This is a genomic window from Synechococcus sp. CS-1326 (assembly GCF_025128115.1).
Taxonomy (GTDB): Bacteria; Cyanobacteriota; Cyanobacteriia; order PCC-6307; family Cyanobiaceae; genus Regnicoccus.
The window spans coordinates 91,478-104,456 of sequence record NZ_JAHLYV010000021.1 but is presented as its reverse complement, the minus strand read 5'-3'; the positions used below and the strand labels follow the sequence as shown (position 1 = coordinate 104,456).

Genomic DNA, 12,979 nt, shown 5'->3' with positions numbered 1-12,979 from the left:
AAACCGCACTTTTTGAATGCCCCAATTCTGCCTTGCTGGGCAAACTGGGCAGCAGGCACTCGCTCCTCTCTCCTCGCCATGCCCAACGGCCAACCCAACATCCTCATCCTCTGGGGCGACGACATCGGCCAGAGCAACCTGAGCTGCTACAGCGACGGCCTGATGGGGTATCAGACCCCCAACATCGATCGGGTGGCCAAGGAAGGCGGCCGCTTCATCCACTACTACGCCGAGCAGAGCTGCACCGCCGGCCGCGCTGCCTTCATCAGCGGCCAGAGCGTGTTCCGCACCGGCCTCAGCAAGGTGGGCCTGCCCGGCGCTCCGGTGGGTTTCCAGGCGGAGGATCCCACCATCGCCGAGCTGCTCCAGCCGCTGGGCTACCGCACCGGCCAGTTCGGCAAGAACCACTTCGGCGACCGCGACGAGCATCTGCCGACGATGCACGGCTTCGATGAGTTCTTCGGCAACCTCTATCACCTCAACGCCGAGGAGGAGCCCGAACTGCGGGATTACCCCAAGGCGGATGATCCGGAGTTTCCCAACTTCCGCAACCGCTTCGCCCCCCGCGGCGTGCTGCACTGCTGGGCCAACGGGGACGGCACCCAGCGGATCGAGAACACCGGCCCGCTCACCAAGAAGCGGATGGAAACCGCCGACGACGAGTTCATCGTGGAGGCCAAGCGCTTCATCCGCGATGCGGTGGCCTCCGGCGAGCCCTTCTTCGTGTGGTTCAACACCACCCACATGCACTTCCGCACCCATGCGCGACCCCAGGATGTGGGCCAGTCAGGGCGGTGGCAGTCGGAGTACCACGACGTGATGATCTATCACGACAACTGCATCGGCCAGATGCTGGATCTGGTGGATGAGCTGGGCATCGCGGGCGACACGATCGTGATGTACAGCACCGACAACGGCCCGCACATGAACAGCTGGCCCGATGCCGGCATGACCCCCTTCCGCAACGAGAAGAACTCCAACTGGGAGGGGGCCTACCGGGTGCCCGCCCTGGTGCGCTGGCCCGGCCAGATCGAGCCCGGCACCCTGTTCACCGGCGTTGTCAGCCATCTCGACTGGCTGCCCACGCTGCTGGCCGCCGCAGGCGAACCCGAGATCAAGCAGAAGCTGCTCGACGGCCATCAGGTGGGAAGCAAGAACTTCCACATCCACCTCGATGGCTACAACATGCTCGACTACTGGACGGGCAAGGCAGAGAAAAGCCCGCGGGTGGAGTTCTTCTACTTCTCCGACGACGGCGATCTCACCGGCCTGCGCTTCGACAACTGGAAGTTCGTGTTCATGGAGCAGCGCGCCGCCGGCACGCTGCAGGTGTGGGCCGAGCCCTTCACCGCGCTGCGGGTGCCCAAGATCTTCAACCTGCTCACCGATCCCTACGAGCGGGCCGATATCACCTCGAACACCTACTGGGACTGGATGCTCGACCACGCCTTCATGCTGGTGCCGGCCCAGGCCTTCGTGGCTGAATTTCTGTCTACCTTCAAGGCGTATCCACCCCGCCAGAAGGCCGCCAGCTTCACCGTCGGCGATGTGCTCGAGAAGATGATCTCAGCCGGCGGCGCTAGCTGAACTCCAGATCACCGTTGCTCCCAGCTGCTGCTGGGAGCAGCTTTTTATTGGTTGGCGATCATCCATCAACGAAGGAATTCAGGATGAGTGAATCAAGCAGGCCCAATATCCTGATCATCTGGGGCGACGACGTCGGCATGTGGAACATCAGCGCCTATCACCGCGGCATGATGGGTGGCAGCACGCCGAACATCGACCGCATCGGCAAAGAAGGCCTCATCTTCATGGATCACTACGGCGAGGCCTCCTGCACGGCGGGACGCGCGGCCTTCATCACCGGGCAGTATCCGATCCGGGTGGGTCTGGCCACCGTCGGCCTGCCTGGGGCGGAACAGGGCCTCAGCAAGGCGGATCCAACCCTGGCCAGCCTGCTCAAGCCGCTCGGCTACGCCACAGGGCAGTTCGGCAAGAACCACCTGGGCGACCGCGATGAGCACCTGCCCACCGCCCACGGCTTCGATGAGTTCTTCGGCATCCTGTATCACCTCAATGCCGGGGAATACACCGAACAGTACGACTTTCCGAAAGACCCCGAAGTCGCCAAACAGTTCGCCCAGCGCGGGGTCATTCACTCCTGGGCGAATCCGGATGGCACGCAGAAAATTGAAGACAAAGGCCCGTTCGGGCAGCAGCGCCAGCGGACGCTGGATGCTGAAATCCTTGTGGAATCCAAGCGCTTCATCAACGACGCGGTTGAGGCCGACACACCATTCTTCGTGTGGCATAACACCACGCGGATGCACTACCGCACCAACCTGTCGCCCGAGTACGAGGGCAAGAGTGGCTATGGCCTCTATGCCGACGGCATGATGGAGCTCGACGACACAGTCGGCGAACTCCTCAAACAGCTCGACGACTTGGGCGTTGCGGACAACACGATCGTGATGTTCTCCACCGACAACGGTCCGGCCATGAACAGTTGGCCCGATGGCGGCAACACCCCGTTCGGCGGTGAGAAAGGCGTCGGCGGCAAGGAAGGCGGCTTCCGCGTGCCGATGCTGGTGAAGTGGCCCGGCACGATCCCCGCGGGCCAGACGACCGGTGAGTTCATGACCATGCAGGACTGGATTCCCACCCTGATGGCCGCTGTCGGTGAGCCGAACGTGAAGGAGAAGCTCCTCACCAGCTACCAGGCCGACGACCAGACCTACACCCGAATTCACCTGGATGGTTACGACCAGAGTGAGCTCATCACAGGCAAGGGCAAGTCCAAGCGCAAGGAGTTCTACTACTTCACAGAAACCAAGCTCCACGGCATCCGCTACGGCGACTGGAAGTTCCTGTTCGTCAAGCAGGACAAGTGGTTCAACGGCGTCCAGCAGGACATGCTGACGCCGCTGGTCACCAACCTGAAGCTTGATCCGTTCGAGCGCATGCATGAGGCACGGGGTTTCGATGAATGGCAGGAGAACCACGCCTGGACCTATGCGCCCGCCTTCGCTCAGGTCGGCGTGCTGATGCAATCGCTCAAGGACTATCCACCGCGCATGGCGAGCCTCGACTTCAACATCGACGAAGCCATGAAGGCGCTCACGCCCAAGGGGGATTGAGACCGCTCCCGGTTATTGTCGTCTTGTCAATAGCCACGGTGGGTGAGCTGGCTCATTGATCTAGGGTGATGAAGGTGAAAGGAGTAAACAGGATGAATCTCACCACCTTGAATGGCACGACCCTTGCTGGCGTTTTGATCGCGCTGTACGGGGCGAGCGTCGCCCAGCCGGTCTGGGCGCAGAGCTCTGTTCCCAACCAGACAATGACGCAACAACGTCCCGCTGACGCTGGCGTCAAAGTGACGCCGAAGACCTACATCCGAGCGGAAACAGATCGGCAGTTCGCTGAGATCGTAAAAATGGCGGGGGGCATCAATCGCTTCTATCACTTCCGCACTCCCACGCCGCTCGACAAGCAGAACGTCGTGAGGATGAATCGCGATACGCTTTATTCCATGGGCGTTGTTGATACGTCCAAGGGCGCAACGATCACGGTCCCAGAACTGCCAAAAGGTCGCTACGCCTCGGTGTACCTCGTGGACAACGACCACTACACACCATTCGTGATCTACACCGCGGGAACTTACGAACTACCGAAAGACACCAAATACCTGGGCGTCGGAGTACGCATCCAGGTGCTCAATCCGAAAGACCCAGGCGAAATCGCCTTGATCAATACGTTGCAGAATCAGTTCATCATCAAGGCTGGCAGCGCCGATCCACTGCCCACATTCCAGTGGGACCGCCAGTCGCTGAAGACCTTGACCGCTCAGTATGAAAAGGATTCCGCGCAATACAGCAGTTGGAAGGGAATGCAGGGGCCGCGCGGCAAGGCTGATGAAAAGACCCGTCACATTGCTGCCGCGGCGGCATGGGGGCTCTTCCCCGAATGGGATGCCACTTACCTGAACTACAGCGGGGGACATGATCCAAAGGTTTGCCACAAAGCCACCTACGCCGTGCCGGAGAACAAAGCCTTCTGGTCTATTTTGATTTACGGCAACGACGGCTTCATCAAGAGTGAGAACAGTCTGGTCAATTCCTCGAATGTGAAGCTGAATGCCGATGGCACGTTCACCGTGTCTTTCGGATCGAAGAAACTGTGTGGCGCCGTTCCGAATCGGCTGGACGTCACCGAAGGCTGGAACTTCCTGATGCGTGTGTACCGGCCGGGGCCGTCTGTTCTGGACGGAACCTACAAGCTGCCCGAGGTCATCTGATGGCCATAGAAAATGCAGAGGCAAAACTCCCAACCTTCGCTTCACCGGCCGATTTTGGAGTCACGGACACCGCTTACAAAGTCTCGGAGACAGATTTCAACATCAAGCGAAGCCTTGCCAAGGCTGGCATCAACACCTGGGCGCACCAACGTGATGTCAGCAACGTCAAGACACAGCAGGTTATTCGGGAAAATCAAGATGTCATCTATTCCAGCGCCGTCGTTGACGTTCGGAGTGGAGCGACCTTCTCCATACCCAAAAGCACTACCTATCACATCATCGAGATCATCGATCAGCAGAACTACATCGTTGGCGTGGTCTATCCCGGCGAAACTTTCTCTCTTACACCCGCCCATCTGACCTACGGCAATTACGTTTACATCAACATGCGCATCCGAAAGCTTCCGGATGCGCAAGGTGGACTGGCTGCCACCCACACACTTCAGGAGATGGCAGCCATCGAGGCGACCTCAGCGATTCCCTATACGACTCCAAACATTGTGATCGATCAGCAGCAGATGGAGGCGATCCGTATGGCGCTGATCAAGGACGTTCAGGCTGGAAAACTGCCTGATACCAGCAAGGCCCAAGGTGGAGTGTTGGATACCGAGCCGCAGGCTCATCTCTATGCCACCGCCTACGGATGGGGTGGTCTCTCGGTGGAGCATGCCGCCTACGCTCCGATCGCGAACCAGACGGAGATCAAGGAGGGCAAGGCTTCGCCATCGAGCCTATCCTTCATGCCGCCGGAAATCGACGCTGAGCGAGGTGGTTTCTGGTCGATCACCACGTACAACAGTGAGGGCTGGCTGGCCAGGGACAAAGCCGCCATTTCGAATTCTGAGGCCATCCCTAACCCAGACGGTTCTTGCACGATTCGGTTCAATTCTTCGGGCAGCCCGAACAACGTTGAGACAGCTTCACCCTTCACGGCGCTGTTGCGAATCTACGTTCCCAAGACAAAAGAGAGTGCGATTCACTATCTCAAGAATGTGGCCAAGGATATGGTGATCAAGTAAGCACTTGCCCTGATCCTGTTACCCGATGCCGTGCAGACTGGATGTGACCGCAGAAGACAACTTCCATAAGCAGACCCATCACTCTCAATGCACCGTTCTGTATGGAAGTGCCAAGGGATTCCATTGCATTGGCACTTCCAGAGCGCAGGAAAAGCCGGCTGAGATGGCCCAAGGTCTGATTCTGGTTGCCAGAGAAAGCTTGATCAGAATGAGAGCTTTCAAGCCATTTCTCGATCTGGATCGGTTGCTGCTGTTCTGTTGGCGGCTTGAGCCAACATCGATCTCATGCCCCGGTCCGCATCCAGATCTCCCGCCGACCAATCCCCTCTGCAGCCGGCCGCTTTGAAGTCGGTCGCCCCGCGTGGGCCGGGTCGTCCCCCGGCCCGGGAGATGGTCTGGATACCGGGGGGCAGCTTCGTGATGGGCTCCGATGCCCATTACCCCGAGGAGGCCCCGGCCCACCGGGTGGCTGTGGAGGGGTTCTGGATAGACCGTTCACCGGTGACCAACGCCCAGTTCCGCAAGTTCGTGAAGGCCACGGGTCACGTCACCGTGGCCGAGTGTCCGGCCGATCCGGCGGCCTACCCCGGCGCCGTGCCGGAGTTGCTGGTGCCGTCCTCGATTGTGTTCCTGCCGCCGGGCGGGCCGATCGGCACCGGCGATCACTACCGCTGGTGGCAGTACGTGGCCGGAGCCAACTGGCGCCATCCGGAGGGGCCGGGCAGCTCGATCAAGCAGCGCGATCACCATCCCGTGGTGCATGTGGCCCATGCCGATGCCGTGGCCTATGCCGCCTGGAGTGGCAAGCAGTTGCCCAGCGAAGCGGAGTGGGAGCGGGCCGCCTGGGGCGGGCGTGAAGGGGCCGAGTATGCCTGGGGGGATGAACTGCACCCGGGAGGTCGCCCGGTGGCGAACACCTTCCAGGGCGATTTCCCCCACCACAACAGCCTGCTGGACGGCTATGCGGGCACCTCGCCGGTGGGTGTCTTTCCAGCGAACGGCTACGGCCTGTTCGACACCATCGGTAACGTGTGGGAATGGACCGACAGCTGGTACGGCAGCCATGCCGCCAGCGCCGCACTGGCGGCAGAAGGTGCGGGGAACGGCGGTTGCTGCGCGCAGGCCGCCGCTGCCCGTGAGGCCAGCATCGATCCCGGCAGCCAGCACGGCACCGTGCCACGCAAGGTGGTGAAAGGTGGCTCCTATCTCTGCGCCCCCAGCTACTGCCGCCGCTATCGGCCCGCGGCTCGCATGGCCCAGGGCATCGACACCTCCACCTGCCACATGGGCTTTCGCTGCATCGTGCCTTCAGACACCCAGGGGCCAGCAGAGTGAAAGTGGCGACCCGCCGAAAGGCTGAGGGCCTCCGTGGGTCGCCAGCCCAGCTCAGGCGTTGCCGAAGGCAACCTGGCAGGCGGCATTGAGCAATTCAGCCTCAGCGGCGCTCTGCGGCTCCTGACCATTGAGCAGGCCGCCCTGACAGTCGGCGGTCAGCTCATAGGTGCTGTCACCATCGGTGGTTGCAAAGCTGATCGCGGAACTGCCGCTGGGCTGCACAGAGCCGTAGAGCAACTGGTAGTTCGAATTGGGAACCACGATGTAGGTGCTGTTGTCGTCAACGGCGTTGTTGACGGCGTCGTTGATGATCGCCGCCGTGGCCAGGGTTCCCACACCCCAGGCCGCGGCACGGGCTCCCCACCAACCCCAGGTTGGGGTGGACCAGCCGCCGTACCAGCCGTGGTTCCAGGGACGGGCCACGCCCCAGCCGGCTCGGGCCCAGCCCGGGCGCACGTTGACGTTGTTGATGTTGACGCGCCGATCCCAGTTGCGATTGACGTTCAGGTTCCGATCAAAGTTGCGATCAATGTTGCGGCTGACGTCTCGGTTGATGTTGCGGGTGACATCCCGGTTGATGTTGCGGTTGCCGACATTGGCGCCGCTGAGATTCCGGTTGCCGGCATTGGGGCGGCTGCTGAAATCGCGGTTGCCGGCGTTGGCACGGTTGCCGGCGTTGGAGCGATCCAGGGAGGGTCGTGACCCACCGCTGCCCACTTTGTTGCTCCAGCCACCGCTCGGTCGGGAATCGCCGCGGTTGAGACCACCGCCTCCACTGAAGCCTGTGCTCGCACGGGCACCACCACCGCCCCGATTTCCGCCGCCCACCCGATTTCCGCCGCCACCGCCTCGGTTGCCGCCACCACCGCCGCCTCGGCTGCCACCGCCACCGCCGCCTCTGCCGCCACCGCCACCACGGGCGATCTGTTCCGTTGCACCAGCCACCGAAGCAGAGGAGCTGCGATCAATCGTGAGGCCGGCACCTGCCGGCAGGGCGATCACAGCGCTCAGCAGCAGGCCGCCGAATCCTGCCAGGACTTTCATTTCTTCACCGGGGCAAGTTTCTGAATCAGGGCGCAACCGTCGTCGTAGCAGGTGATGTCCACCCTGCCGTCGGCTCCGAAATGAACCCGCACCAGGTCACGCTGGGCCGTGGCCGTGGCATTGCTCTGGCTGACGCTGTTGAGGTAGTTGGGGTTGACCACGCAGAAGTCGAGACCGTTGAAGCAGACCGTGTTGGTGGAGAAACGGGCCCCCGCCTGGGTCAGGGGTTTCCACTGCTTCGTGGCGGCCAGCCAGCGATCCATCCGGATGGGTGAGTCCGTGACGCGGAACGTTTCGGTGCCCCCGGCCCAAGTGTGCTTGTAGATCGTTTCCGTGCCCTGATCGGTGGCCTCCACGGTGCAGGGAAAGGGGTCGCCCCCTTTGATCGAGCAGGTGGTTTCCAGCTTGTAGAGCACTTCTGCCCGACCGGGAGAAGGGGCTGACAGCAGGCCGAGGGCGAGGCCGCCCAGCAACAAGCCGTTGCGAATCATCGACTTCCGGTTGAGCATGGAGCGTTCAGACATGGGTGTAAAGCTTGAATCCACCATGCAGGAGCGGCTTCACCCAAGAGCTTGGTGGATTCTTGATTGAAACAATTCTGCGAGCCAGAATGGAGATGGATCTCACAGAATTATACTCAACAGCCCGGTGGCTGGCACCAACACGATCGGTTCCAAGGCCTGGGGCCGGTGCCTGGTTGGTGTGATTCACAGCCGTGGCTGTGGCGTGGTGGAGATCGCCAGACCCGGGTCCAGCCTGGCAGCTGTGAGGTCTGCTCCAGTGAAGCTGGCCCCCTCCAGGTTGGCTCCGCGCAGGTCGACATTTCTGAGAATGGCGTGAGCGAGCTGGGCGCCGCGCAGATCGGCATCACGACAATCGGCACCGCTCAGATCCGCCTGCCGAAAAATCGCTCGTTGCAGATCAGCTTCCCGGAAATCGGCTGCCTTGAGATCGGAACCGGTGAAATCAGCTCCTCTCCAGCGGCTCCGGGACAGCTTCAATCCAACCAGGTTGATGCCGCTCAGATCGAAATCGTCCTGAAAGAGACCAGCGGCGGAAAGATCCTCAACAGCACGGATCCGGCCAAGGCTCACCCTCGCACCGGATTCACGGGCGCGCAGGATCAGTTCAAACGCCTCCTGGTGCTCCCGCTCCTTGCGCCGGCCGGCCTCCAGGATGTAAACCAGCCCGGCTGCCACGATGCTCAAGGATTCAACATTGCCGACGCTGACGATCTCGGCAAAGCTGCTGGTGAGGCAGTGTTGATCGGCTTCGGCTCCATGGCAGTTTTCGAACCGATTCACCAGGGCTAGCAGCGTGAACGAGGTAAGACCCGCCACCAGCACCCGAAAGCCGAAGGAGCGATCCAGCAGCCGGTAGAAGGGTGAGGAGCGGCGGCGCAGTTGCCGTTCGTACCAGGTTGAGCGTTCGATCAGAGCCATGGGGAGAACGGTGCAGGGGCGCTCGGAGCAGGAGAGATCACGACAAAGGCAATGACGGCGCCACCGCTCAGATCATGGTGGCGGGCTGAACCCACTGGTCGAAGTCGTCAGCACTGATCTCGCCGAGCACGAGGGCCGCTTCCCGCAGGCTGAGCCGGTTGTCGTGGGCGTGCCTGGCGATCGCGCAGGCCCGGTCGTAGCCGATCGCCGGGGTGAGCGCCGTGACCAGCATCAGGCTCTGGTCGAGCAGGGTTTCGATGCGGCCGCGGTTGGGGACCAGGCCATCGAGACAGAAGCTGCGGAAGCTGCGGCAGGCTCCCGTGAGCAGACCGATGCTTTCGATCAGGTTGCGGGCGATCAGGGGCTTGAACACGTTCAGTTCAAAGTTGCCCTGGCTGGCCGCCATCTGCACGGCGGTGTTGTTGGCGATCACCTGCACCGCCACCTGGGTGAGGCTCTCGCACTGGGTGGGATTCACCTTGCCCGGCATGATCGAGGAGCCCGGTTCGTTCTCGGGCAGCACCAGTTCGCCGAGGCCGCAGCGGGGACCGCTGCCCAGCCAGCGGATGTCGTTGGCGATCTTGAACAGGCTGCCGGCCAGCACCGTGAGCGCTCCGTGGGTGGCCGCCAGCGGCTCATGGCCAGCCAGGGCCTGGAACTTGTTGGGGGCACTGCAGAAGAGCAGGCCGATCCTTGCGCTGAGGCGTTCGGCCACCGCCTCCCCGAAGCCCGGCGGGGCATTGAGGCCGGTGCCGACAGCCGTGCCACCGATCGCCAGCTGCCGCACCTGGGGCAGGCTGTGGCACAGACCTTCGAGACCCAGCTCCAGCTGGGCCGCGTAGCCCCCGAACTCCTGGCCGAGGCTGAGCGGCACCGCGTCCTGCAGGTGGGTGCGGCCGATCTTGATGATGCCGGCAAAGGCGCTGGCCTTGGCGGCCAGCGAGGCGATCAGGGCTTCGATGGCGGGGATCAGCGCCCGTTCCAGCTCGATCGCCACCGCCAGATGCAGGGCGGTGGGGAAGGTGTCGTTGCTCGACTGGCTCAGGTTCACATGGTCGTTGGGATGCACCGGGCTCTTGCTGCCCAGCACCCCACCGGCGGCCTCGATCGCCCGGTTGGCAATCACCTCGTTGAGGTTCATGTTCGTCTGGGTGCCCGATCCCGTCTGCCACACCTTGAGCGGGAATTCCGCATCGAGGGCACCAGTGGCCACCTCCTCGGCGGCGGTCACGATCAGCGCCGCCAGCTCGGGCGACAGCCGCCCCCTGTCGCGGTTCACCTCGGCGCAGGCCGCCTTGAGCTGGCCGAAGGCGTGCACCAGCTCTAGCGGCATCAGCTCGCCGAACGGGAAGAAGTGGATCGAGCGCTGGGTCTGGGCGCCCCAGTAGTGCCGGGCGGGCACCTCAACGGCACCGAGGCTGTCGGTTTCGATCCGCAGGCCAGGGGCGGGGATGGACATCAGCCGGCGGGCACCACTTCGCTGTTCAGTTCATTGAAACTGCGGGTGATGCTGGTGCCAGCCCCGGCGGTGGGATCCAGGCCGGTGGCCTTGGTGAGAGCGGCGTTGATCGCATCGATGTCCACCTGGCCCTTGCCTTCAAGGATCACTGCGCCGCTGGGATCGAACACCACCACCTGGGGAATCTCCCCCGTCCAGTAGTGGGCGGGATCGGTGGGCCCGGTGTCCGGCCGGTTCTGCAGGGCATCGGTGGTGAGAGGGATCAGCTCCACGGATCGCCCCCAGAGCCGCTGCAGTTCGTTGAGCACCGGCGAGAACTGCTTGCTGTCAGCGCTGTCATCGAGGTAGTACACCACCACGGCGGCGCGGTGATCGGCCATGGCCTGCTCCAGGCTGCTGCGGGGCGGCACCAGGGACCCGTTGCCGGCGTACAGGGCGTAGATGTTGCCGTCGTAGCTGTTGGTGGTGAGAGCGGCCCTGGCCGGATTGGCGGGAAGCAGGCCGATCAACAGCACCAGCACCAGAGCGAGCAGGCGAGCGGGCAGGTGGGGGGCAGGGCTGGGAGGCACGCGCAACCGGTAGGTGGGGAGCTGGCGCCATTGTGACGCTCCAGCTGCAGGCAGGGCCTTCAGCTGCGGCTGACCCCGCGGCCCATCCCCTGAAGAATGCCGCGGCCCACCAACCCGATCGCCCGGCCGACCACCTGGGTGAGCACCACCACCAACAGGTCGCCGAGCCGACGCAGCAGGGCCTGAAGCTGGGGGGCGAGGGCATCGCGGGTTTCCAGTGACAAGGTGACGACCTGCTGCAGCCAGCCCAGTTGGCGCAGCTCCTGATCCCGGGGTTCGGTGAGCAGCAGCGGCTGGATCCCCCCCGCTTCGAGGCGATAGAGCAGCCGACGGCTCTCGTAGAGCTGGATCGGCCGCTCGAACCAGACACTCCAGCGCTGCTGGGCATTGAGCTGGTTGCGCAGCCGCTCCAGGCTGCGGGTGGCCAGCAACTCCTGAACCAGCAGATAGCGGCGCAGTTCGGGCCAGTCGCCACAACAGGCGAGCACCTCGGCGCTGATCAGTTCGGCGGTGCGGACCAACCAGTTGCTCACCAGGGCCTCGAGGTGCAGCAAGGCCTGGGGCTCATCCGGCGCCAGCAACCGACCATCGACCAGCAGCGGCTGGGCCGTGAGCAGGGCCGTGAGCATCGGCAGGCAGGGGGGCAGCTCGGGATCAGCGAGGCCCAGATCGCTGCTGCCGCTGAGGGTGTCTGCCACCGGCAGCATCAGCCCCTGCTGGGGCAGCTGAACGTAGGGTCCGGCCATCTGGCGGAGGGCGTGGCGCCGCAGGTCGGGCTGCAGCTGCTCCCAGCGACCCTGGAGGTCTTCACCACGCAGGCGCTCCTCCCGCAGCCGTGTGAGCAACTGGTCGAGCTGGCCAAGCAGGGCCAGAAGAAGATCGCGACGACGCTCCGGGCTGAGCCCCTTGAGGGCGAACAGGGCACCCTCCGCCTGGGGGGCCATGGCGCTGCCGCTGGCTGTGGCCAGCCGCTCGCGGATCACCTGCCAGATCCCATCGGCGGTGCGGTGCCGCAGGGTGATCGCCGTGCTGCCGCTCACCGGTGGACGAGGCAGCCGTTCCCCACTGCTGGACGTGGAGCCGCCGGGCGCCGCGCTTTCCGGCTCGCCCCAGGCCAGGCTGAGGGGACCCCAGAGCCAGAGCAACAGGGCGCGGGCGGCCTCCAGCTCCCGGATCCGGCCCTCCAGCAGGAGAGCCTCGATCGGATGGAGCGAAGGCCGGCCGAGCCAGTGATCACAGAGCCTCAGCTCGGCATCGATCTGCTGGAGGCCATTCCTGAGCAGCCCCTGGGCCAGCCCGGGCTGAGACAGGGCTGATGCGCCGCTCTCCTCCGGCTCGTCTTCGCCACGCAACTGCACCACCCGTCCCCCGGCAAGCAGGGTGGCCACGGCAGCGCGGAGCGGCTCGGGATCGGGCTGCTGCAACAGGCCTGCCACCGGCAGCTGCAGCAGCCAGTCGCGGCGACAGCCCGGCGTGGCAGGCAACAACAACAGCAGGGGGGCAGGATGCCAGCGCTGCTCGAGCTGCTCAAGTTCCCGCAACAGGATGGCGGGCTCCAGGGGGGCGGAGAGCGCCCAGATCACCAGCTGGGGGGCGCCGCTCAGGGCATCGACAGAGCTGGCCAGGCGGTAGCCGGGTGGCTCGGTGTCCAGCAGCCGGATCAGACCCTCCATCAGGAGTGGCTCGGCAAACAGCAGGAGCTGGGGAGCCTGGCTGGATCGGGAACTGGGGGACACGGCGGCTTTGCTGGGGTTCCTGGGCTGGCCGATGTTGCCAAGGTAACGAGCCTGGACCAATTGACCAGCTCAGGCCTG

Annotated in this window: 11 protein-coding genes; 5 read left to right on the top strand and 6 right to left on the bottom strand. The window is 63.6% G+C overall.

Going from position 1 to position 12,979, the window contains the following annotated elements; translation table 11 throughout:
* Positions 1 to 78 precede the first annotated feature (78 nt).
* The 5 genes from KQ307_RS07580 to KQ307_RS07560 all read left to right on the top strand — a co-directional run bounded on the left by KQ307_RS07580 (position 79) and on the right by KQ307_RS07560 (position 6,651).
* Complete coding sequence (locus KQ307_RS07580) at positions 79 to 1,587, top strand: arylsulfatase (RefSeq protein ID WP_259727549.1); 1,509 nt, start codon at positions 79 to 81, stop codon at positions 1,585 to 1,587.
* 83 nt (positions 1,588 to 1,670) lie between these two features.
* Positions 1,671 to 3,137 carry an arylsulfatase gene (locus KQ307_RS07575; RefSeq protein ID WP_259727548.1) on the top strand — a complete coding sequence of 489 codons (1,467 nt, stop codon included), beginning with the start codon at positions 1,671 to 1,673 and terminating at the stop codon, positions 3,135 to 3,137.
* Between the two features lie 92 nt (positions 3,138 to 3,229).
* Complete coding sequence (locus tag KQ307_RS07570) at positions 3,230 to 4,297, top strand: DUF1254 domain-containing protein (RefSeq protein WP_259727547.1); 1,068 nt, start codon at positions 3,230 to 3,232, stop codon at positions 4,295 to 4,297.
* Positions 4,297 to 5,316 (top strand): DUF1254 domain-containing protein, encoded by a 1,020-nt coding sequence (locus KQ307_RS07565; protein WP_259727546.1) that lies wholly within the window; start codon positions 4,297 to 4,299, stop codon positions 5,314 to 5,316. Before KQ307_RS07570 ends, KQ307_RS07565 begins: the two co-directional genes overlap by 1 nt.
* 390 nt (positions 5,317 to 5,706) lie before the next feature.
* On the top strand, positions 5,707 to 6,651 hold the full coding sequence (locus KQ307_RS07560) for a formylglycine-generating enzyme family protein (RefSeq protein WP_259727545.1): 945 nt from the start codon (positions 5,707 to 5,709) through the stop codon (positions 6,649 to 6,651).
* Between the two features lie 51 nt (positions 6,652 to 6,702).
* On the opposite strand, the gene KQ307_RS07555 is transcribed toward KQ307_RS07560, so the two are convergent.
* From KQ307_RS07555 to KQ307_RS07530, 6 genes are all read right to left on the bottom strand, one after another.
* Positions 6,703 to 7,695 (bottom strand): hypothetical protein, encoded by a 993-nt coding sequence (locus KQ307_RS07555; RefSeq protein ID WP_259727544.1) that lies wholly within the window; start codon positions 7,693 to 7,695, stop codon positions 6,703 to 6,705.
* On the bottom strand, positions 7,692 to 8,219 hold the full coding sequence (locus KQ307_RS07550; RefSeq protein ID WP_259727543.1) for a hypothetical protein: 528 nt from the start codon (positions 8,217 to 8,219) through the stop codon (positions 7,692 to 7,694). The genes KQ307_RS07555 and KQ307_RS07550 overlap by 4 nt, the downstream gene beginning before the upstream one ends.
* Positions 8,220 to 8,402: 183 nt before the next feature.
* A complete protein-coding gene (locus tag KQ307_RS07545; protein ID WP_259727542.1) occupies positions 8,403 to 9,137 on the bottom strand; it encodes a pentapeptide repeat-containing protein in 735 nt (244 codons plus the stop codon).
* Between the two features lie 67 nt (positions 9,138 to 9,204).
* Positions 9,205 to 10,596, bottom strand: a complete 1,392-nt coding sequence (gene fumC / locus KQ307_RS07540) for a class II fumarate hydratase (RefSeq protein ID WP_259727541.1) — start codon at positions 10,594 to 10,596, stop codon at positions 9,205 to 9,207.
* On the bottom strand, positions 10,596 to 11,171 hold the full coding sequence (locus tag KQ307_RS07535; protein WP_259727540.1) for a thylakoid membrane photosystem I accumulation factor: 576 nt from the start codon (positions 11,169 to 11,171) through the stop codon (positions 10,596 to 10,598). Before KQ307_RS07535 ends, fumC begins: the two co-directional genes overlap by 1 nt.
* 53 nt (positions 11,172 to 11,224) lie before the next feature.
* Positions 11,225 to 12,901 carry a DUF3685 domain-containing protein gene (locus KQ307_RS07530; protein ID WP_311133738.1) on the bottom strand — a complete coding sequence of 559 codons (1,677 nt, stop codon included), beginning with the start codon at positions 12,899 to 12,901 and terminating at the stop codon, positions 11,225 to 11,227.
* Positions 12,902 to 12,979: the final 78 nt, after the last annotated feature.